The sequence below is a fragment of the Streptomyces sp. NBC_00075 genome (genome assembly GCF_045041225.1).
Lineage (GTDB): Bacteria > Actinomycetota > Actinomycetes > Streptomycetales > Streptomycetaceae > Streptomyces > Streptomyces adonidis.
This window is the reverse complement of the sequence record NZ_CP108243.1, coordinates 2,920,181-2,941,272: the sequence shown is the minus strand read 5'-3', so window position 1 is coordinate 2,941,272 and position 21,092 is coordinate 2,920,181. Positions and strand designations below refer to the sequence as shown.

Annotated in this window: 18 protein-coding genes; 17 read left to right on the top strand and 1 reads right to left on the bottom strand. The window is 70.3% G+C overall.

Annotated features, from left to right (window positions below):
• The first annotated feature begins 5 nt into the window (after window positions 1-5).
• From OG787_RS12430 to ftsH, 7 genes are all read left to right on the top strand, one after another.
• The gene (locus OG787_RS12430; RefSeq protein WP_405535227.1) at window positions 6-1,253 is read left to right on the top strand and encodes a hypothetical protein; all 1,248 of its coding nucleotides are present in this window, start codon (window positions 6-8) and stop codon (window positions 1,251-1,253) included.
• A 95-nt stretch (window positions 1,254-1,348) separates the two neighbouring features.
• Window positions 1,349-2,629 (top strand): toll/interleukin-1 receptor domain-containing protein, encoded by a 1,281-nt coding sequence (locus OG787_RS12425; protein ID WP_405535226.1) that lies wholly within the window; start codon window positions 1,349-1,351, stop codon window positions 2,627-2,629.
• Window positions 2,626-3,528, top strand: a complete 903-nt coding sequence (locus tag OG787_RS12420) for an AAA family ATPase (protein WP_369035501.1) — start codon at window positions 2,626-2,628, stop codon at window positions 3,526-3,528. The genes OG787_RS12425 and OG787_RS12420 overlap by 4 nt, the downstream gene beginning before the upstream one ends.
• A gap of 4 nt (window positions 3,529-3,532) precedes the next feature.
• Window positions 3,533-4,498: a hypothetical protein gene (locus tag OG787_RS12415; protein ID WP_405535225.1), complete on the top strand. Its 966-nt coding sequence runs from the start codon at window positions 3,533-3,535 to the stop codon at window positions 4,496-4,498.
• Window positions 4,495-8,250, top strand: a complete 3,756-nt coding sequence (locus OG787_RS12410; protein WP_405535224.1) for a hypothetical protein — start codon at window positions 4,495-4,497, stop codon at window positions 8,248-8,250. Before OG787_RS12415 ends, OG787_RS12410 begins: the two co-directional genes overlap by 4 nt.
• Before the next feature lie 107 nt (window positions 8,251-8,357).
• Window positions 8,358-9,917: a signal recognition particle protein gene (gene ffh, locus OG787_RS12405; protein WP_369035498.1), complete on the top strand. Its 1,560-nt coding sequence runs from the start codon at window positions 8,358-8,360 to the stop codon at window positions 9,915-9,917.
• A 100-nt stretch (window positions 9,918-10,017) separates the two neighbouring features.
• Complete coding sequence (gene ftsH / locus OG787_RS12400; protein ID WP_405535223.1) at window positions 10,018-11,955, top strand: ATP-dependent zinc metalloprotease FtsH; 1,938 nt, start codon at window positions 10,018-10,020, stop codon at window positions 11,953-11,955.
• 6 nt (window positions 11,956-11,961) lie between these two features.
• On the opposite strand, the gene OG787_RS12395 is transcribed toward ftsH, so the two are convergent.
• Window positions 11,962-12,810 (bottom strand): SAM-dependent methyltransferase, encoded by an 849-nt coding sequence (locus tag OG787_RS12395; protein WP_369035496.1) that lies wholly within the window; start codon window positions 12,808-12,810, stop codon window positions 11,962-11,964.
• 198 nt (window positions 12,811-13,008) lie between these two features.
• Between OG787_RS12395 and proS the strand changes: the two genes are divergently transcribed.
• The 10 genes from proS to lepB (OG787_RS12345) all read left to right on the top strand — a co-directional run bounded on the left by proS (window position 13,009) and on the right by lepB (OG787_RS12345) (window position 21,055).
• Entirely contained in the window at window positions 13,009-14,424 is a 1,416-nt protein-coding gene (gene proS, locus OG787_RS12390; protein ID WP_405535222.1) for a proline--tRNA ligase, read from the top strand.
• 251 nt (window positions 14,425-14,675) lie between these two features.
• On the top strand, window positions 14,676-15,278 hold the full coding sequence (locus tag OG787_RS12385) for a hypothetical protein (protein WP_105973762.1): 603 nt from the start codon (window positions 14,676-14,678) through the stop codon (window positions 15,276-15,278).
• Window positions 15,279-15,668: 390 nt separating this feature from the next.
• Window positions 15,669-16,088: a 30S ribosomal protein S16 gene (gene rpsP / locus OG787_RS12380; RefSeq protein ID WP_369035494.1), complete on the top strand. Its 420-nt coding sequence runs from the start codon at window positions 15,669-15,671 to the stop codon at window positions 16,086-16,088.
• A 2-nt stretch (window positions 16,089-16,090) separates the two neighbouring features.
• Complete coding sequence (locus tag OG787_RS12375; RefSeq protein ID WP_006373563.1) at window positions 16,091-16,330, top strand: RNA-binding protein; 240 nt, start codon at window positions 16,091-16,093, stop codon at window positions 16,328-16,330.
• A 106-nt stretch (window positions 16,331-16,436) separates the two neighbouring features.
• Window positions 16,437-16,979 carry a ribosome maturation factor RimM gene (gene rimM, locus OG787_RS12370; protein WP_405535221.1) on the top strand — a complete coding sequence of 181 codons (543 nt, stop codon included), beginning with the start codon at window positions 16,437-16,439 and terminating at the stop codon, window positions 16,977-16,979.
• The gene (trmD, locus tag OG787_RS12365; protein WP_405535220.1) at window positions 16,979-17,800 is read left to right on the top strand and encodes a tRNA (guanosine(37)-N1)-methyltransferase TrmD; all 822 of its coding nucleotides are present in this window, start codon (window positions 16,979-16,981) and stop codon (window positions 17,798-17,800) included. Before rimM ends, trmD begins: the two co-directional genes overlap by 1 nt.
• Window positions 17,801-17,933: 133 nt before the next feature.
• Entirely contained in the window at window positions 17,934-18,284 is a 351-nt protein-coding gene (gene rplS / locus OG787_RS12360; protein ID WP_235474558.1) for a 50S ribosomal protein L19, read from the top strand.
• A gap of 60 nt (window positions 18,285-18,344) precedes the next feature.
• Window positions 18,345-19,061 (top strand): signal peptidase I, encoded by a 717-nt coding sequence (gene lepB / locus OG787_RS12355; RefSeq protein WP_405535219.1) that lies wholly within the window; start codon window positions 18,345-18,347, stop codon window positions 19,059-19,061.
• Window positions 19,054-20,136, top strand: a complete 1,083-nt coding sequence (lepB, locus tag OG787_RS12350; RefSeq protein ID WP_369035490.1) for a signal peptidase I — start codon at window positions 19,054-19,056, stop codon at window positions 20,134-20,136. The genes lepB (OG787_RS12355) and lepB (OG787_RS12350) overlap by 8 nt, the downstream gene beginning before the upstream one ends.
• Window positions 20,027-21,055, top strand: a complete 1,029-nt coding sequence (lepB, locus tag OG787_RS12345; RefSeq protein WP_405535218.1) for a signal peptidase I — start codon at window positions 20,027-20,029, stop codon at window positions 21,053-21,055. Before lepB (OG787_RS12350) ends, lepB (OG787_RS12345) begins: the two co-directional genes overlap by 110 nt.
• The last annotated feature ends 37 nt before the right edge of the window (window positions 21,056-21,092 follow it).

Here is a 21,092-nt window from a genome sequence, read left to right as displayed (position 1 = left end):
GGGGGATGTCGGCTACAGGGCGGCTGGGTGTCGTGGGTGGCGCCACTGTCGTGTTCGTCGGGTGGGGCGTGGCGGCGGTGCTCACCGAGGTGCCCGTGCTTCTCGTGGGGTTGCCGGTGGTCGGTGCGGGCTGGGTGCTCGTGGTGCTGGACAGCGGGTACCGGCTCGGCCGGGAGTGGGCGCACCGGCGCCGGCGCCGCAGAAGCCGGGCGACGCGCGAGGTGTGGGCGCCGAGGGCCGGAGTGCGTCGGCCCCTCGAGTACCCCGGGGTCGTCGCGTCCCCGACGGTTGACGATCCGGTGGACCGGCAGGGCCGGTTCAGGGCGACCGGCATCCGGCTCGCCGTACTCCCCGCGCTCGCGGTGCTGTTCCTGACGGTCGAGTCCGCGTTCCTGGCCCAGGGGAGCCCGCTCGCCCTGGGCTTCGTCTGCGCGGAGTGTCTGCTGCTGGTCGCCATGATCTGGACGGTGCGGACCGAGCAGGAGCCCTCCAGACCGTGGGTCACCAGCCGGACCCGGGCGGAACTGTTCCGCAGGGAGCAGTACCTGCTGGTCGCGTCGGCGGGCCCGTACCTCGGTCTGACCCCGACGGAGACCGAGCAGGTCAGGGACGTCCGGCTGAACCTCATCGCCCACGCGGGCCCCGCCCAACTGGACGCCTTCACCCGCCTCGGCGACCCGGCCGCCGACGGCACCCTGACGTACTGGCACGACGAGGTCTGGCGCCGCCCCGCTGCCGCGCCCGCCGCCGACGCCACCGACCGCATGCGCACCTACCTCGACCACCGGATCCGACGCCAGAGCCTGTTCTTCGAGCTGGCCGCCGGAACCTGCGAGCGCACCGAGCGAACCCTCGGCCGGGTCGCCAAGGGAGCCATCCTCGCCGGTATCGCCGTGGCTCTCTGCTACGCCGTACTGCTCGCCGAGGGACGCGCCGACGCTGACCGGTCGACGGCGGCCATGACGATCGCCCTGCTCGCGGCGGGTCTGCCGCCCTTGTGCAACAGTGTCCTGGCGATCCAGAACCTGTTCGCCACCCAGCGCCTGGCAGCGTCGTACCGACAGACCCGGCAGGAACTCGACACGTACGAGAACACTCTGTGCAAACTGCTGAACGGGCCGCCGGGAGCGGACCCGGCCGAGGCGGGGCGGGCGTTCCGGGCACTGGTCGTGGGGGTCGAGACGACGCTGACGGAGGAACTCAGACGTTGGCGGATCATCGTCGCGAAGCCGGAGTTCGACGCGGGACTGTGACGGCCGGCGCGATGAGCCGGTCCCGGACGGAATTCGTGGCCGCCGACTCTGTGAACTCCTCACGTGACGACGCGTGATGGATCACAATCAGTCGGGTGAGGGAGGTCTTCATCAGCCACAGCGCCCGAGGAGACGACTTCGCCATGGCTGTCCGGGACTCCCTCGTGGAAAAGCTTCGGCTCAAGCACTACGACGTCCTGGTGGACCAGGAGAACATCCCGCCCGGCGACGAGTGGCGGCCCCGCATCGTCGACTGGCTCGCCCGCTGCGACGCGGTCGTCTTCCTGCTCAACGAGAAGGCCCTGACCTCTTCCTGGGTACGACGGGAGGTCAACATCCTGCTGTGGCGCAGGGCGTTGGGCGCACCCCTGCCCGTGGTCCCGGTCCTGCTGGGCGACCTCTCGACCACCGAGGTGAAGAAGACGGGACTGGAGGAGCTGGGACCGATCCAGTTCGCCCGCACCCCGGACGGAGCGCCCGACGTCGCCGAGGACATAGCGCAGTCCGTGCTCGACCGGTTCGCGGAACTGCCCGCCGCGGCCGTCTCCGGCGACACCCCGATGCGGACCTGGCTCGACCGGCTGGAGTCCTACCTCTCCGAGGCCCGGCGCGCAGGCGAGCTGACCCGGGCCGCGACCACTCTGGGCCTGGAGCAGAAGTACCTGCCCGAAGTGACCGCGGCCGCGGGCGGCTGCCTCTTTCTCGCCCACCAGTTCCTGGTGGCACCTCCCGCGCGCGTGGAGCGGGCACTCAACGATCTGGCCCCGGCCCTGCCCGACGGCACCCTGCGCCGGCTGATCGCCCAGCTCAGCGCCACCTGGGTCGACGAGGAGGCCGCTCGCGCCCTGCTGCCCGGGGCGGGCCGGACGCCACGGGACATGACCGTGCTGCTCAACGCCCGAAGAGCGGGCACGGCACAGCAGTACATCCGCCGGGCGACCTGCTGCGCCACCCTCGGCTACGAGGTGAGGTCGACCGGGGACCTGCCGACCGGCGAGGACCGGGTCGGCGAACGGTTCAGGGACTGGGAACAGACCGTATGGGCACAGTTCTTCGAAGCCGACACCCACGAGGACCGGATACTGCCGGACGACCTCGGGGACCGTACGCACTACCTCGTCATCGACAAGTCCGCGCCGCCCGACGCGGAGTTCGCCGAGGCGGTGGGCCTGCTCCACGACGCCTTCTCCTGGCTGATCGTCCTGGTCACCACCGGCACCCCCGTGCCCGAACCGCCGGTGCTGGCCGCCTTCAAGAACCCCGTGGTGCCGAAACCGCTGCTCTCCGCCTCCGACGAGGTCACCGCGCGCCTGCGCAACAAACGCCTGGCACAGCTCCCCGACAAGCTCGCCGGCCGGTACGAGGAGTCCCCGTGACCGAACGCGCCTTTCACGGCCCCGACCCCAGGGACGGCCGTGTCTACGTCATGCCGGCAGGCCTCGCGCTGGCCGTCAGGGTGGCGCTGGCCACGGACCGGCCGCTGCTGCTCAGCGGGGAGCCCGGTTCGGGCAAGTCCTCCCTGGCGCCCTTCTACGCCCGCGAGCAGGGCCTGCGCTACTACGAGCACGTGGTCACCTCCCGTACCCGGGCGACCGATCTCCTCTGGACCTTCGACAGCGTGCGCCGACTCGCGGACGCCCAGGCCCGCCGTGTCCGGCTGAACGATGCCCACTATGTGCGCCCCGGCGTCCTGTGGCGGTCGCTGGCCCCCGACTCTGCCCGCCGCCGGGGTGTCCCGACCCGGCCGCCGGAGGGGCAGAACCCGCAGGGGGCGGGCGGTGCCGTGGTGCTCATCGACGAGATCGACAAGGCCGACCCGGACGTGCCCAACAGCCTGCTCGTACCGCTCGGTTCGCAGGAGTTCACCGTCGCCGAGACGGACACGACGATCTCGCGGGAGCCGGGTGTGGACCGACACCTGATCGTCATCACGACCAATGGTGAACGGGAGTTGCCGCAGGCCTTCCTGAGACGCTGTGTGATGTTCCGGCTGCCCGAACCGGAGGCGGAGAGCCTGGTCAGGATCGCGGAACTGCATCTGGAGTACGAGGGCGTGGACCTGGACGCCCCCACGCGGGAGCTGGTCCGCATGCTGGCCGCCGAGCTGGTGCAGGCGAGGCGGGACCAGGACGCCCGGCGCGGCCGGTTCCCCAGCACGGCCGAGTATCTGGACGCCGTGCGCGCCTGCCGGGAACTGGGCATCCGACCGGGCGACGAGGACTGGGACCTCGTACGCGGCCTGACCATGGCCAAGCCGTCGCAGCGGGAGCGGTGACCGAATGGGGCCGGGCGTATGGGTCGGGGATGTGGTCCGGGCGCTGGAGGTGGCCGAGGACGACGCCGAACGCCGACAGGTCCTGCGGCTGCTGGGATTCACCGGGACGACCGCCGCCCCCGCACCGGCGGTCACCTCCCCGCAGCCCCGCCCGGTCACACCACCGCGCCCTCGCTCGCAACGGACTCCGAGCCCCGCGACCGACTCGCCACCGCCCCCGGCGGACACTCCCGAGGGGCACAGCGAACCTCCGCCCCTCGACCAGCGGTTGCCTCTCCTGGAGCCGACGCGTGTGGATCCGACCGGTGTGTCCCCGGCCCGCGCCGAACCGCTCGCCGCCCCCAGCGCCGAACGCGCCCTCCTCCCGCACCAGCCCTTGCTGGAGCCCGACTGGACCGCCGCCATCCTCCGGGCCGCGCTCTCCCGCCAGGTCGCCGAGGGCCCCGTCGACACCCGGGCGCTGATCGACACGCTCGCCCACGGCCGCCCGGTCCAGTGGCTGCCGCGCGTGCTCGTGCCGACCCTGCGGTACGGCGTCCAGGTGCTGGTGGACCGGGGCACCGGACTCCAGCCGTTCCGCCGGGACCAGGACGAGCTGGTCGCGCGTATCCGCTCGGTGGTCGGCCCCGACCTCGTCGACGTGGGCTACTTCTCCGACGCGCCGCAGTGGGGCACGGGCACCGGCGTCCGCTGGACCCGCACGGCGTACGAGCCACCCGCGCGCGGGACCCGTGTTCTACTCCTCTCCGACCTGGGTCTGGGCGGCCCGCCGCACGAGCCGCCGCGCTCCACACGCGCGGACTGGGAGGGCTTCGTCGGACTCGTCACGCGCGCGGGGTGCGTGGCCGTCGCGCTGTCGCCGTACCCGCCCGACCGCTGGCAGGCCTGGATGCCCGCACTGCTGCCGCTGGTGAGCTGGGACCGTACGACGACCACGGGAGGGGTCCAGTTCCAGGTGAGGGCGCGATGACCGGTCCCGCCCCGGAACTCCCTCCGGCGCCCGGACGGGGTGCGTGGGAACTCGCCGCCCTGCTGAGCTTCGCCACGCGGATCGAACCCGAACTGATCCGCGCGGTCCGGCTGCGGCTGCTGCCGCATCTCGACGTGGGCGCCGAGGCCGATCTGTGGTTCAGCGACTGGGTGGGCGCCCGCACTCCCGAAGCCATCGCGCTGCTTCCGGAGTGTCTGCCGCACCTGCGCGGGGTCCTGGTGGACCTCCTGGCGGCGGACCCCCGTCTGGGGCAGGTCGTCGACATCGTCACCGAACTGCACCGGGACCTGTCGCCCGCCCTGTTCCTGGAGGAACAGATCACCTGGCACAGCCTGCACGGCGACACGGAGAAGGCCACGGAACACCTCAACCGGGCCCTGCACGCGCTCGTACGGGAACGGCGCACCGGGCTCGCCGGGTGGTTCGCGGAGGCGTGGCACCGGCTCCCGGCCGAAGCCCGCGCGACACCGGCCGCCAGGACACTGGCGCACGCGGCGCTCGCCCATGTCCCCTCGCTCGACCCGGACACGGGGCCCGAACTGACGCTCGCCGAGGTGGCGACGGTCGCCGAGGCGGTCGGGGAGGTACGGATCGGCGTGTTCAGGGACGGGGACGCGCTGGTGCTGGGTGACGAGACGGGAGTGGAGGGGGTGTGGGGGAACGGGGCCCGCGCGATCCTCGTGCCCGACACCCGTCCGCGCGTCGTCGCGGTGGTCACGGAGTCCGAGAGCCGGCTCGTCCGCTTCGCCGACGGGGTGGTCACCAGCCTGGAGGAGGGGACGGGGAGGGTCGAGCTGCGGACGGGGGCGGGGCATGTGTACGTGATCGAGCCGCCCGTGCTCGCCCCGACCGAACCGGAGGATCCTGCTCCGTTCCGTTTTCCGGCGGAGGAGGAGCTGCACGCGCAGCTCGCCGAGGGGGTACGGGCCGAGCTGACTCCCCGGCTGACCAGGACCCTCCAGAACCTTCTCCGGCGTTTCCGGGACGCGGACGACTACGGGGCACTGACTCGGGCGGTCCGGCTCGCCGAGCGTGCCCTGGAGACCGGGTACGAGGCCCAGGACTGGCCCGGGTTCGGGTGCGCGGCGGCGGAGGCGCAGTACCTGCTGGGCGCGTACCGCGGCTCCCGGCGGCCCCTCGAACGGGCTGTCGAGATCAGCAGCAGGGTGTGGTCGACCGCCGGGGAGGGGCTCGCCGTACGCGCCTGGACCGTCTGCGGAGCGGCTCATCGCGAGCTGTTCGCGTACACCGGTGACATCTTCGACCTCCAGGCGGCTCTGGACGCACTTCAGCCACAGGTCCGCCGGGCACGGGGAGGGGACAGGGGGTGGCTCCTGACCGAGCTGCTGCGCACGTACGTGGTCTTCCACGGGGCCGATCCGAACGGGGACCACCTGTCCCGCGCGCTGGAGCTGAGCGGGCGGGCGATCCGCTCTCCGGAGGAGGAACAGGAGACGGCGCTCGCGCTGGCCCGGGTCTATCTGGCTCGGCACGAGGTGACGGGGTACCCGGGTGAACTGGCGCGGGTCGAGGGGGTTGCCAGGCTTGCGTCGCCTACGTCACTGGATTCCGCAAGGGCCGAAAGAGGGGCAGTTCAGGCCGAGTTGTCGCTGCATCGGTTCCGTACCGAGGGAGTGTGGGACGACCTCGACGCGGCCGTGAACGGGCTGCGTTGGGTTCTCAGGGAGCTGCCCGGAGACAGCCAGTTGCGGAGGGCGCAACTGTCGGTCACCCTCGCCGACACGCTGCGGCTGCGGTATCGGCTGCTGAAGGATCAGGAGATGCTGGACGAGGCCCGCCACTGCCTGCGGGAAGCCCTGGCGCTCCTGCCGGAGCCGTCGGTGTGGCGGCGGGCCGCTCTCAACGGCCTCAACCGGTGTCTGATCGACGCCTACCGCGAGGACGGGGACCTGGCCGACCTGGACGAGGCGGTCGACGTCGCCAGGGAGGCCGCGCACGCTGTCAGGGCCTGCCCGAGCCTCCCGCACACCCATGTGGCCCGGGCTCAGCTGTCCGAGGCCCTGATCATGCGCCACCGCGCGATCGGTGACCCGGCGTCCCTCGACGAGGCCGTAGACGTCCTGAGGTCGGCGGACATCGACTCTCCGCTGGTCCGCCCTGCCGTCCGGGTGGACCATGCCGTCGCCCTCGCGTCGGCGCTGCTCGAACGGCGCGACCTCGCGGCTGCGCTGGAGGTGCTGGACGCCCTGCCGGAGGGCGTTCCGCCGGCCGCCCGGTTGCTCACCGCCGAGATCGTGGTGGGCATGGGGGTGGAGTCACGGTTGCGCGAGGCACAGGCGGACATGCGGGGTCTGTTCGCGCGGACCTCGGTACCGCCCCACCAGCGGCTCGCCGCCGCGAGGCTGTGGGCACGGTTGGCGGAACTCACCGACGACCCGGACGACCTCGTACGGAGCCATGAGGCCGTGAGCGAGGATCTTCCGCCCGCGCTGCTGCTGTCGCTCGGCGAGCGGGAACACCTGGGCGTGGAGTGGGAGGCGCGGGCCCGGGAGGCGGCGGCCTGTGCGATCGAGGTCGGCCGGCCGGAACGCGCGCTGGAGTTCCTCGAAGAGCGGGAGGAGGTGTTGTCGGCGCGGGTGGCCCGCCGGCCCGGCATCGACCTCACACCCGAGCTGACCCGGCTCTGGGCCCATCTCGACCTCCGCACGAACGCGGCAGAGCCGCAGGCCACGCTGCGGCCGGACAGGATGGCGGCCACCCTGTACCGCCTGATCCGTACGATGCCCGTTCCGGTCACCGCACTGCTGTCGGCCGCCTCGGAAGGCCCCGTCGTCGTGCTGAACGCGGCCCGGCGCCGATGTGATGCCCTGGTCGTCGCACTCGACGGGGTCACGTCGATGAAGCTGCCGTTCGGCCATGACGTACTGGCCCAGCGAGCGGAGGACTATGCGCGCGTGGTGGCATTGTCCGACGCCGAACAGCGGGCGTCCGGTATGACCGAGCTGTTCGGCTGGCTGTCGTCGAGAACCGTCGAGCCCGTCATGGGCGGTCTCGGGACAGCGGGAGACTCGGTGGACCGCATCTGGTGGTGCCCCAACGGCTTGTTCACGAAGCTTCCCGTGCATGCCGTGGAGACGGGACAGATGGTGGGCGTCGTCACCTCCTATACGCCGAGCCTCCGGGCCCTCATGACAGCCAGAGACCGGATGAGGCCAGCGTTTCTCGTCGACCCACGCTCGACGTTGGTGGTCCTGGCAGACGGTGGAAACCCGGTCCGCGTGATGTCTCCCGGGGCGACGATCCTCAGAGGAGCGAACGCAACGGTCGCCAGGGTCACGGCGGAACTGGCCCGGAGCCGCCGCAGGTTCTTCCAGTACGACGGGCCCGCCCACTTCGACGGTGCCCCCCGGCTGCACCTCGCCGACGGTGTACTCGACTGGCGTGATCTTCCGGAGGGCGTCGTCCCCGACGGGGCCATGATCTATCTCGCCGGATGGGACGAGCCCGACCCGGACAACGCCCCCGAGAGCGAGATCTGGCGGATCCTTGCGGCATTCCAGGCTGCCGGTTACAGCCACGTGCTCGCGATGCAGGGGACGGCCGACGACCGTGGGATCGGGGTCGCGGACTCCGTGTACCGGGAGTTCATCAGGGCGGGGGAGGAAAACCGTCCGGACAGCGTGGCCCGGCTCCTCCACAGGGAGCTGCCACGCATCGGTCCGGACGGCACCCTGTTCAAACGGGCGGCCGTCAAACACCTGGGCCCCTGACCCACCCCCACCCAGTCCTCACCCTCTGGGTGGAGACCTCACCGCACCCGGCCGGATACCCTGGAGAACAGCCCACTCTGCCCCCGACTCCGAGGACCGACGCCGCCGTGTTCGATACTCTCTCCGATCGCCTCCAAGCCACCTTCAAAACGCTCCGGGGCAAGGGCCGGCTTTCCGAGGCGGACATCGACGCCACGGCCCGCGAGATTCGTATCGCGCTCCTCGAAGCCGACGTGGCCCTGCCGGTCGTGCGGACGTTCATCAAGAACGTGAAGGAGAGGGCGCTCGGCAGCGATGTCTCCAAGGCCCTGAATCCCGCCCAGCAGGTCCTCAAGATCGTCAACGAAGAGCTGGTGACGATCCTCGGCGGCGAGACCCGCCGTCTCCGCTTCGCCAAGAACCCGCCCACCGTCATCATGCTGGCCGGTCTCCAGGGTGCCGGTAAGACCACGCTCGCGGGCAAGCTCGGCAAGTGGCTCAAGGACCAGGGGCACTCGCCCCTCCTCGTCGCCGCCGACCTCCAGCGCCCCAACGCCGTCAACCAGCTCAGCGTCGTCGCCGAGCGGGCCGGGGTCGCGGTCTACGCGCCCGAGCCGGGCAACGGGGTCGGTGACCCGGTCAAGGTCGCCAAGGACTCCATGGAGTTCGCGAAGACCAAGGTCCACGACATCGTCATCGTGGACACCGCCGGGCGCCTCGGTATCGACGCCGAGCTGATGCAGCAGGCCGCGGACATCCGGGATGCCGTGAGCCCGGACGAGATCCTCTTCGTCGTCGACGCCATGATCGGCCAGGACGCCGTCAACACGGCCGAGGCCTTCCGGGACGGTGTCGGGTTCGACGGTGTCGTCCTGTCGAAGCTCGACGGTGACGCCCGTGGTGGTGCCGCGCTCTCCATCGCCTCGGTGACCGGCAAGCCGATCATGTTCGCGTCGAACGGCGAGAAGCTCGACGACTTCGACGCGTTCCACCCCGACCGGATGGCCTCCCGCATCCTCGACATGGGTGACCTCCTCACCCTGATCGAGCAGGCGGAGAAGACGTTCAGCCAGGAAGAAGCGGAGGCCATGGCCTCCAAGCTGGCGTCCAAGAAGGGCCAGGACTTCACCCTGGACGACTTCCTGGCCCAGATGGAGCAGGTCAGGAAGATGGGCAGCATCTCCAAGCTGCTCGGCATGCTGCCCGGCATGGGGCAGATCAAGGACCAGATCAACAACCTCGACGAGCGCGATGTGGACCGTACGGCGGCCATCATCAAGTCGATGACCCCGGCCGAGCGCCAGGACGCGACGATCATCAACGGCTCGCGCCGCGCCCGTATCGCCAAGGGTTCCGGTGTCGAGGTCAGCGCGGTCAAGGGCCTGGTCGAGCGGTTCTTCGAGGCCCGCAAGATGATGTCCCGCATGGCTCAGGGCGGCGGCATGCCGGGGATGCCCGGGATGCCGGGCATGGGTGGCGGCCCCGGCCGCTCGAAGAAGCAGCCCAAGCAGGCCAAGGGCAAGCAGCGCTCCGGCAACCCGATGAAGCGCAAGCAGCAGGAGCAGGAGGAGGCCGCGCGCAGGGCCGCCGGCCCCCAGGGCGCTCCGGGCGGCGCGTTCGGTCTGCCGGGCCAGCAGGCCGGCCAGGACTTCGAGCTGCCGGACGAGTTCAAGAAGTTCATGGGCTGATCGGACAGGTCCTTACGTCGTTCAGGGCGCCCCTCGCCGGAGGGGCGCCCTCGCGCTTTCTGCGCGTGCCCGCGCCCGGGGTGTGTCGTAACGTCCGCATATGAGCAACCCTGTGCCGCCGCGCAAGGCCCCCGACCAGCCGTGGCGTTCCGAGGGCACTCCGGACGAGGAGCCGCCGAAGCCGTCACCCGGTGGGCGGCGGATGCGGGGCGGCTGGTGGAACCTGGTCTTCGCCGCCCTGTTCGTCTTCCTCGTCGCCTACCTCGCGCTGTCCCTCTTCAACGAGGGTGACGAGCCGACGATCTCGTACACCGCGTTCAGCAAGCAGGTCGACTCCGGCAACGTCAGCAAGATCTACTCCAAGGGCGACGCGATCCAGGGTCAGTTGAAGAAGGCCCAGGACAACCCCGAGGGCGACGGCAAGTACACCAAGTTCAAGACCCAGCGCCCGGAGTTCGCGGACGACCAGCTCTGGGAGGACCTGACCAAGAACAACGTCACCGTCACGGCGGAACCGGTCGTCAAGCAGCGCAGCCTCCTGTTCAACCTGTTGATCTCGCTCGCTCCGATGCTGCTACTCGTCGTCCTGTGGGTCTTCATCGCGCGGCGGATGAGTCCGGGGCTGGGCGGCGGGGGCGGCATGCTGGGGCGCAAGGCGCCGCCCAAGCCGGTCGAACTGCAGCCGGGCGCCGAGCGCACGACGTTCGGGGACGTGGCGGGCATCGACGAGGTCGAGGGCGAGCTGAACGACGTCGTCGACTTCCTGAAGAACCCGGACGCCTACCGGCGCATGGGCGCCAAGATGCCGCGCGGGGTGCTGCTGGCCGGGCGGCCGGGCACCGGCAAGACGCTGCTCGCGCGCGCGGTCGCCGGGGAGGCGGGGGTGCCCTTCTTCTCGGCCTCCGCGTCGGAGTTCATCGAGATGATCGTGGGCGTGGGCGCCTCGCGGGTGCGTGAGCTGTTCGCCGAGGCCCGCAAGGTCGCCCCGTCCATCATCTTCATCGACGAGATCGACACCATCGGGCGGGTCCGCGGCAGCGGCGCCGGCATGGGCGGCCACGACGAGCGCGAGCAGACCCTGAACCAGATCCTCACCGAGATGGACGGCTTCTCCGGCTCCGAGGGCGTCATCGTCCTCGCCGCCACCAACCGCGCCGATGTCCTGGACCCCGCCCTGACCCGCCCGGGCCGTTTCGACCGGGTCGTCAGTGTCTCGCCGCCGGACCGGGGCGGCCGTGAGGCGATCCTGGAGATCCACACCCGGCAGATCCCGCTGGCCCCGGGCGTGGACCTGGCCCAGGTCGCCCGTACGACGCCGGGGATGACCGGCGCCGAACTGGCCAACCTGGCCAACGAGGCCGCGCTGCTCGCGGTCAAGCGCAAGCAGGAGCTGGTGACGCAGACCGATCTGTCGGAGGCGCTGGAGAAGGTGCAACTGGGCGCCGAACGCCCGCTGGTCATGCCCGCCGAGGAGCGTCGGCGCACGGCCTATCACGAGAGCGGCCACGCCCTGCTCGGCATGCTCCAGCCGGGCGCCGACCCGGTCCGCAAGATCACCATCGTGCCCAGGGGGCGGGCGCTCGGTGTCACGCTCTCCACGCCCGACGCCGACAGATACGCGTACACGGAGGAGTATCTGCGCGGTCGGATCATCGGTGCGCTGGGCGGGATGGCCGCGGAACAGGTCGTCTTCGGGGTCGTCACCACGGGTGCGGAGAACGACCTCGAACAGGTGACCAATATCGTGCGTGGCATGGTCGCGCGCTGGGGCATGAGCGAGCGGGTCGGCCGGCTCTCGGCGCTCCCGAACGACGCCCAGCAGGCGTACGGCCTCTCGGCGGCTCCGCAGACCCTGGACGTGATCGAGCACGAGATGCGGCGCATCGTCGACGAGTGCTACGACGAGGCCTGCGGCAAGCTCCGCGACCACCGGGCCCAACTGGACGCGCTGGCCGCGGCCCTGCTGGAGAACGAGACGCTGGAGGAGGCGGACGCGTACCGGGTCGCCGGGATCGCGCGCCTGGGCAAGGACGACTGAGCCGGCTCACACCGTCAGGGCGATGAGGTACCGGAAGACGTTCGGCATCCAGATCGTGCCGTCCCGCCGCTGATGCGGATGCAGCGCCTCCGCCAGCTCCTTGTCGACCTGCTCCTGGCCGGTCGCCGCGATCGCCGCGTCGAAGAGCCCCGTCGACAGCAGCCCTCGTACCGCGCTGCCCATGTCGGCGTACCCGAACGGGCACGCCACCCGTCCGGAGCCGTCCGGGCGCAGGCCCGCCCGCTGGGCGACCTCCTCCAGGTCGTCGCGGAGCGCGGGGCGCCAGCTGCCCGTGACGCGCAGTGGTTCCGCGAGCCGGGTCGCCACCCGCAGCACGGCCGATGTGGCGCAGCGCTCCGGCGGACCCCAGCCCGCGAGCACCACGGGCGTGCCGCGTTCGACCGGGGGTACCACCGCCGCGAGGGTCTCGGCGAGTCCTTCGGAGTCGCCCGCGAGAGAGCCGATCGGCTCGAACGCGGTCACCAGGGTGTACGGGGGCGCGTCCGCCTCCCTAGGGAGGCTCGCCACGAGCCGGGTGTCGGCACGCGCGCGCGTGCCTGACGATTCGGGCAGTAAACGCTCCCGCGCGAGGGTCAGCCGTTCGGGTGACGAGGCCTCGACACCGGTGACGGCGGCGCCTCTCGCGGCGGCCATCAACAGGGCCAGGCCCGAGCCGCAGCCGAGGCCGAGCAGCCGGGTGCCGCTGCCCACTTCCAGCCGTTCATAGACGGTCTCGTAGAGCGGTACGAGCATCCGCTCCTGGATCTCCGACCAGTCACGCGCGCGTGCGCACAGGTCCACGCGGGTCGTCGGACCCGCGTGAGGCTGGTGCTGCCGCACGAGCGTAGGTGTCATCGAAAGCGCCCCAATCCGCCGAGAGTTGTCGCTGTTCCCGATGTGGTGGCCCCCGTTCAGTGCGCCCGCACTTCCCCCGTATGCCAGGAAACTGCGCTCCTGACCCGTCGTCCAGGGGTTGTGGGGCCGAGGTTGTGCGCCGGCTGTGCTCACGAAAAGAATTCACATGCCGGCAACGTGGGCCCGTAGCATCGCGTCATGGCAAAGGCACCCGTACTCACGCCGCAGGCAATTGACTTCCCCCGCTGGTACCAGGATCTGGTCGGCAAGGCGGAGTTGGCCGACAACGGTCCAGTGCGGGGCTCCATGGTCATCCGGCCGTACGGCTACGGGCTGTGGGAGCGGATGCAGGCCGAGATGGACGCGCGGATCAAGGAGACGGGCGCGCAGAACGCCTACTTCCCCCTGTTGATCCCGCAGTCGTACTTCGCCAAGGAGGCCGAGCACGTCGAGGGTTTCGCGCCGGAGCTGGCCGTGGTCACGCACGCCGGCGGCAAGGACCTCGAAGAGCCCGTGGTGGTGCGCCCCACCTCCGAGATGATCATCAACGACTACTTCTCGAAGTGGGTGCAGAGCTACCGCGATCTGCCCCTGCTGATCAACCAGTGGGCGAACGTGGTGCGTTGGGAACTGCGGCCCCGGCTCTTCCTCCGGACGACGGAGTTCCTGTGGCAGGAGGGCCACACCGCGCACGCCACGCAGGAGGACGCCCGCGCCTTCGCCGCGCACATCCACCGCAACGTCTACGAGGACTTCGTGGTGAACGTCCTGGCGATGGACACGGTTCCCGGCCGCAAGACGGTCAAGGAGCGCTTCGCGGGCGCGATCAACACGCTCACGCTCGAAGCCATGATGGGCGACGGCAAGGCCCTCCAGATGGCCACCAGCCATGAACTGGGCCAGAACTTCGCCAAGGCGTTCAACACCGGCTACCTGTCGAAGGAAGGCAGGCAGGAACTCGTCTGGCAGACGTCCTGGGGGTCGACGACCCGCATGATCGGCGCCCTGGTGATGGCCCACGGGGACGACAACGGCCTGCGGGTCCCGCCGCGCCTCGCCGCGATCCAGGCCGTGGTCCTCGCGATCAAGGGCGACGAAGCGGTTCTGGCCAAGGTCCGCGAACTCGGCGACCGGCTCAAGGCGGCGGGCGTACGCGTCCATGTCGACGACCGCACTGACGTGCCCTTCGGCCGCCGCGCCGTCGACTGGGAGCTGAAGGGCGTGCCCGTCCGTATCGAGGTCGGCCCCCGTGACCTGGAGAACGGCACGGCGATGCTCGTCCGCCGGATCCCGGGCGGCAAGGAGCCGGTGGCCCTCGACACCCTCGTACGACTGCTGCCCGCTGTCCTCGAAGAGGACCAGGCGCTGCTGCTGGCCCAGTCGCGCGAGCGCCGACAGGCGCGTACGTCGGACGTGTCGACGTTCGAGGAGGCCGTGGAGGTGGCGACCGCCGGCGGCTGGGCGCGCATCCCCTGGGCGGTGCTCGGCGAGAAGGGCGAGGCGAGGCTGGGTGAGCACGCGGTGACCGTACGGTGTCTGGTCGCCGCGGACGGGTCGGTGCCGGACGCCGATGACGCACCGGGTAACGTCGCCGTCGTCGCGCGCGCTTACTGAAGTACGGACGAGAGCGACCGAAAGGCCTCTTGCGCACCGGACGACCACAGGTGCCCCGGCGTGCGGACAGCGTCTACGCGCCGGGTCGTACGTGGGGCTACGCACCGGCTTGGTATGAGCTGTGAGGCTTCTCCGCAGATCAGCGCACCCGCCCTCGTCCGGACGCATCAGCGGCAACTGACGGGTACGTGCAAATTATTTGGGATGGCCCGGAATCGGAACACAGCGGCACCCAGGCTCGTTGTCATTACGTGAGCACGACACAGACACCACCTGTTCTCGCCGCAGAACTGGCGCAGGCGTGGGCCGACATTCAGCGGTACCACCCCGAGCTGCCCGATCTTGCCGCGCCCGAGTCCCTGATCGGAGAGTCGTCGTCCGCCTGCGGACACGCGCTCTCCTTCGAGCGACTGCTTCATGAGGCAGTCCATGGCATCGCCGCCGCCCGCGGAGTACGCGACACCTCCCGGGCCGGCCGCTACCACAACCGTAGATTCCTCGCGATCGCCGAGGAGCTGGGCCTGGACCACCCCGAGGAACCGCATCCCAGCAGCGGTTTCTCGCTGGTCACGCTCAACCCCGAGGCGAAGCGGCGTTACCGCCCCACCATGGAGCGGCTTCAGCGCGCGCTGAAGGCGCACACGGTGGCCACGTCCGCCGACACGACCCGCGCGTTCCGCGGCCCGGCCGCGCGCCACGGCTCCTCCGGGGGCGGGGTGCGCGTGAAGGCCGTCTGCGACTGCGGTCGCAACGTGCGCGTCGTCCCGTCGGTGCTGGCGCAGGCGCCGATCGTGTGCGGCGGCTGCGGCAAGCCGTTCAGAATCCCCGAGATCGTGGGCGCGGGCGCCGCGTGAGGCTCCGCCCCGTCGCGTGATCGAACCCGGCATCTCGTGGGTGCCGGAGGAACACGTGGGGAGACGCCTGTCGGGGTGCCGCGCACGCGTAGCTGCGGGCATGCGTGCCGCTAAGGGCGGCACGGGTGGGCGCAGCGGCACCCCGTACAGCGCCGGGCTGCACGACCGACCTCTACGGCACCCTGACGCGGGGTGCCTCTGAGGCATGGCCGCACATACCCTCCGGTTCAAGCAACCCGCAGGGTATGGCAGAATGGCCAGCTGTACTCGACAGCCGCACAGGAACCCTCTCGCCTCCGGCTGACGCGTCCATCGGGCACTCGGGTACCGCAACCCCACGCGGCAATCTCGCCGTGCCCAACCACGTCAAATCCAGGAGAACCCACTCCCGTGGCAGTCAAGATCAAGCTGAAGCGTCTGGGCAAGATCCGTTCGCCTCACTACCGCATCGTCGTCGCCGACTCCCGTACCCGCCGTGACGGCCGGGCCATCGAGGAGATCGGCCTGTACCACCCGGTGCAGAACCCCTCGCGCATCGAGGTCGACACCGACCGCGCGCAGTACTGGCTGGGTGTCGGCGCGCAGCCGACCGAGCCGGTTCTCGCCATCCTCAAGCTGACCGGCGACTGGCAGAAGTTCAAGGGTCTGCCCGCCCCGGCTCCGCTGCTCGTGGCCGCTCCGAAGGCCGCGCGTCCGTCGTTCGAGGCCCTGGGTGGCGACAGCGACGGCAAGGGTGAGGCCATCACTCAGAAGAAGAAGGCTGAGAAGAAGGACGAGGCCGCGGCCGAGTCCACGTCGACCGAGGCCTGAGCATGCTCGAGGAGGCTCTTGAGCACCTCGTGAAGGGCATCGTCGACAACCCCGACGAAGTGCAGGTCGCCTCGCGCGACCTGCGTCGCGGGCGCGTTCTGGAGGTCAGGGTCCACCCCGACGACCTCGGCAAGGTGATCGGCCGCAACGGCCGTACCGCACGTGCCCTGCGAACCGTCGTGGGTGCCATCGGCGGGCGCGGTGTCCGTGTCGACCTCGTCGACGTGGACCAGGTTCGCTGATCATCACGCAGCACCGGCTCGGGCCGGGGAGGGCCACTTGGGCCGTCCCCGGCCCGTAGTCGTCTACGCGGTAATGCCGTAGGCACACGACAGGAGATTCCAGAAAGTGCAGCTCGTAGTCGCGCGCGTGGGCCGCGCCCACGGCATCAAGGGCGAGGTCACCGTCGAGGTACGTACGGACGAGCCGGAGCTGCGGCTCCCGCCCGGCGCCGTCCTGGCCACCGACCCGGCCACGGCGGGTCCGCTGACCATCGAGACCGGCCGCGTCCACAGCGGCAGGCTCCTGCTGCGCTTCGAGGGCGTACACGACCGGACCGGCGCCGAGGCCCTGCGCAACGTCCTGCTGATCGCCGACGTCGACCCCGAGGAACTCCCCGAGGGCGAGGACGAGTACTACGACCACCAGCTGATGGACCTCGACGTGGTCCTGGCCGACGGCACCGAGGTCGGACGCATCACCGAGATCTCGCACCTGCCCTCCCAGGACCTGTTCGTCGTGGAGCGCCCCGACGGCAGCGAGGTGTACGTCCCGTTCGTCGAGGAGATCGTGCTGGAGATCGACCTGGAGGAGCAGCGGGCGGTCATCGACCCGCCGCCCGGGTTGATCGACGACCAGGCCGAAATCGCCTCGTCGCGGGACGAGTCGTAATGCGCCTGGATGTCGTCACGATCTTCCCCGAGTACCTCGAACCCCTGAACGTCTCGCTCGTCGGCAAGGCACGCGCGCGTGGACAGCTGAATGTGCACGTGCATCATCTTCGGGACTGGACGTACGACCGCCACAACACGGTCGACGACACGCCCTACGGCGGCGGCCCGGGCATGGTCATGAAGACCGACCCCTGGGGCGACGCGCTGGACGACGTACTGGCCGAGGGGTACGAGACCGGCTCCGGGACGCCCGCGCTGGTCGTGCCCACGCCCAGTGGTCGCCCCTTTACCCAGGCGCTCGCCGTCGAGCTGTCCGAGCGGCCGTGGCTGCTCTTCACGCCCGCCCGGTACGAGGGCATCGACCGGCGGGTCATCGACGAGTACGCGACCCGGATGCCCGTCTACGAGGTGTCCATCGGCGACTATGTGCTCGCCGGCGGCGAGGCGGCCGTACTCGTGATCACGGAGGCCGTGGCGCGGCTGCTGCCCGGGGTCCTCGGCAACGCCGAGTCGCACCGGGACGACTCCTTCGCGCCGGGCGCGATGGCCAACCTCCTGGAGGGGCCGATCTACACCAAGCCGCCCCAGTGGCGCGGCCGGGAGATCCCGGACGTGCTGCTCAGCGGCCACCACGGCAAGATCGCGCGCTGGCGCCGGGACGAGGCACTGCGTCGTACGGCGGCCAACCGGCCCGACCTGATCGAGCAGACCGACGCGTCCGCCTTCGACAAGAAGGACCGCGAGATGCTCTCCATCATGGGGTGGGCGCCTTCGACCGACGGCCGATTTTGGCGCAGGCCGGAGGGCGTGGAAGAATAGGTCGCTGTTGTGCGTCGTCCGGCGTGCGCCCCTGCCACGGGGGGACACGACGCCCGCCCCGGCACGGACAGCATCCTTTCGAAAACCAAGCTCCCGTTGATGACCTGTGGCATCAGCGAAGAAAGCAGACGAAATGTCCAACCTGCTCGACTCCGTCGACGCCGCGTCGCTGCGCGACGACATCCCGGCCTTCCGCCCGGGTGACACCGTCAACGTCCACGTCCGCGTCATCGAGGGCAACCGCTCCCGTGTGCAGCAGTTCAAGGGCGTAGTCATCCGCCGCCAGGGCGCCGGTGTCCGCGAGACCTTCACGGTCCGCAAGGTCTCGTTCTCCGTCGGCGTGGAGCGCACCTTCCCGGTGCACACCCCGATCGTCGAGAAGATCGAGCTGGTCACGCGCGGTGACGTGCGTCGCGCGAAGCTGTACTACCTCCGTGAGCTGCGCGGCAAGGCCGCGAAGATCAAGGAGAAGCGCGACAACTGAGCTTTCGCGGGGCCCGATATAAAGAGGGCTCACATCGAGGCCGGATAACATCCTGCCCCGATGGACACCGAAGCACAGCCGACGGAGCGCGACCGCTCCTCCCACCCTGTTCGATCCGAGGAGAACTCGGACACCGAAGGGCCGGAGGACCGGTCGCGTTTCGCGTTGGTGTCCCGGGCGGCCGAGTGGCTCCCGGGTGGGCGGATCACCCTGACCGTGCTGGTCTGTCTGGTTTTTCTGCTGCTCTTCAGCAGGTTCGTCATCCAGCCGTTCGAAATTCCCAGCCGCTCGATGGAGAGCGGATTGAGGATCGGGGACCGCGTTCTCGTAAATAAGTTGGCGTACCGTTTTGGTGCCGAGCCGCGGCGAGGTGACGTCGTCGTGTTCGACGGAACCGGCTACTTCGGGCACGCCGACTACATCAAGCGCGTTGTGGGTGTGGGGAGAGACCACGTGGTCTGCTGCGACAAGGAGGGGAGGATCGAGGTGAACGGCCGGTCGGTCGACGAGTCGACGTTCCTTTACCCCGGTGACAGCCCGTCCACGGTGTCCTTCGACGTGGTGGTGCCCGAGGGCAGACTCTTCGTCATGGGGGATCACCGCAGCGACTCCAGCGACTCCCGGGACCACCTGGGTTCACCAGGGGGCGGCATGGTCCCTGTCGGCAGGGTGATCGGCAGGGCCGACTGGATCTCCTGGCCCAGCGAGCACTGGACCCGGCTGGAACGACCAGGCGCTTACGCGCGCGTGCCTGACGCGGACGGTGTCCATGGGTAACCGCGGCAGGCCGCGCGGGGTGCCGACCAGCCCCGCCGAGCAGCTGCTGCCCACCGGCTCCCGCCGGGCGGCCGGCGCCGCCGCGAGGCCCGGCCGGGCCGAGCGGCGCAAGCTCCAGCGCAAGGTCAAGCGGCGCAGGCGGCGTTCGGCCGTCAAGGAGATACCTCTCCTGGTGGGCGTCGCGGTCCTCATAGCCCTGGTGCTGAAGACGTTTCTCGTGCAGGCGTTCGTGATCCCGTCGGGCTCGATGGAGAACACGATCCAGATCGGCGACCGCGTCCTCGTGGACAAGTTCACCCCCTGGTTCGGCTCCGAGCCCCAGCGCGGTGACGTCGTCGTCTTCAAGGACCCCGGCGGCTGGCTCGACGACGAGCCGGCGGCCCAGCAGGGCGAGGACCCCATCGTCGTCAAGCAGGTCAAGCAGGCGCTCACCTTCATCGGCCTGCTGCCCTCGGACAACGAGAAGGACCTCATCAAGCGGGTCGTCGCGGTCGGCGGCGACACCGTCAAGTGCTGTGACTCCCAGGGCCGCGTGACCGTCAACGGCATGCCGCTCGAAGAGACGACCTACATCCACCCCGACAACAAACCGTCCTCCATCACCTTCGAGGTGAAGGTCCCCGAGGGCCGCCTGTGGGTGATGGGCGACCACCGGTCCAACTCCGCCGACTCCCGCTACCACCGCACCGAGGCGTACAGCGGCACTGTCTCCCTGAACTCCGTCGTGGGCCGGGCCATGGTCATCGCCTGGCCGTTCGGTCACTGGACCCGTCTGGAGGAGCCGGACACGTTCTCGTCGGTGCCGGGCGGGTCGGCCACCGCCCTCGGCCAGTCGCATAGGGTGGCTTCCGCGGATCGGTACGGATCGATCCCGCTCCCGACCCCTGCGGAACTCCCGCTCGTTATGGGAGTGGTGGGCCTGCGTCGCATCCGGCGCGGGCGGCGGCACGGAGTGAGGAGTGGATGTGGGGGATTTGGCGGTCGGCGCACGGTCCGGACAGGACGGTCCCGAGGAACAGCGCCCCGCGGAGCCGGTTCCACCGGCCGCAGAGGACGCCGGCCCCGCCGAGAGTGACCCCCGGGCCCCAGGGCTCTCCGGGAGTGACTCAGGGTCCTCCGGGACGGGTGAGGGGGGCTCCGGGGACTCCGGGGACGAGACGGCGGAGGACCTCGGCGAACCCGGCCACAAGCCCAGGAAGCAGCGCTCCTTCTGGAAGGAGTTGCCGCTGCTCATCGGTATCGCGCTGGTACTCGCGCTGCTGATCAAGACCTTCCTGGTCCAGGCGTTCTCCATCCCCTCGGACTCCATGCAGCACACGCTGGAGCAGGGCGACCGGGTCCTGGTCGACAAGCTGACCCCGTGGTTCGGCTCCGAGCCCGAGCGCGGTGAGGTCGTCGTCTTCCACGACCCCGCCGACTGGCTGGCCGGCGAGCCGACCGTCGAACCGAACCCCGTGCAGCGGGTCCTCGGCTGGATCGGCCTGATGCCCTCCGCCAACGAGAAGGACCTCATCAAGCGCGTGATCGGCGTCGGCGGGGACACCGTCGAGTGCAACGGCACGGGCCCGCTGAAGGTCAACGGCAAGGCGCTCGACGAGCCGTACGTCTACGCGGGGAACACCCCGTGCAGCGTCGACGACCAGGGCGGCCAGTTCAAGGTCACGGTACCCACGGGCAAAATCTGGGTCATGGGTGACCACCGGCAGAACTCGCTGGACTCCCGGTACCACCAGGAGGACAAGAACGCGGGCTTCGTCCCCGTGGACAACGTCGTCGGCCGCGCGATCGTCGTCGCCTGGCCGCCCACCCGCTGGGACACGCTGCCGATTCCCGACACGTTCGACCAGAACCTGAGCGCCGCCGCCCCGGGCGCGCTGGGCCTCGCGGGCGCGGTTCCGCTGGTGCTGTGGCGCAGGCGCCGTGCGGCGGGTCGTACGACTCCTCCCGTTACCGCCGGAAACTCCGGTGTTCCCGGGTCGGGTACCGCCGGGTAGGGTGCCGTCCCAGGCACCGATCTGGGGGACCACTGGG

Coding starts and splice junctions, on each gene's coding strand:
- OG787_RS12430 (WP_405535227.1), top strand. CDS start 6: ATGTCGGCTACAGGGCGGCTGGGTGTCGTGGGTGGCGCCACTGTCGTG.
- OG787_RS12415 (WP_405535225.1), top strand. CDS start 3,533: ATGGGGCCGGGCGTATGGGTCGGGGATGTGGTCCGGGCGCTGGAGGTG.
- OG787_RS12410 (WP_405535224.1), top strand. CDS start 4,495: ATGACCGGTCCCGCCCCGGAACTCCCTCCGGCGCCCGGACGGGGTGCG.
- ftsH (WP_405535223.1), top strand. CDS start 10,018: ATGAGCAACCCTGTGCCGCCGCGCAAGGCCCCCGACCAGCCGTGGCGT.
- OG787_RS12395 (WP_369035496.1), bottom strand. CDS start 12,810: ATGACACCTACGCTCGTGCGGCAGCACCAGCCTCACGCGGGTCCGACG.
- proS (WP_405535222.1), top strand. CDS start 13,009: ATGGCAAAGGCACCCGTACTCACGCCGCAGGCAATTGACTTCCCCCGC.
- OG787_RS12375 (WP_006373563.1), top strand. CDS start 16,091: ATGCTCGAGGAGGCTCTTGAGCACCTCGTGAAGGGCATCGTCGACAAC.
- trmD (WP_405535220.1), top strand. CDS start 16,979: ATGCGCCTGGATGTCGTCACGATCTTCCCCGAGTACCTCGAACCCCTG.
- rplS (WP_235474558.1), top strand. CDS start 17,934: ATGTCCAACCTGCTCGACTCCGTCGACGCCGCGTCGCTGCGCGACGAC.
- lepB (WP_405535219.1), top strand. CDS start 18,345: ATGGACACCGAAGCACAGCCGACGGAGCGCGACCGCTCCTCCCACCCT.
- lepB (WP_369035490.1), top strand. CDS start 19,054: ATGGGTAACCGCGGCAGGCCGCGCGGGGTGCCGACCAGCCCCGCCGAG.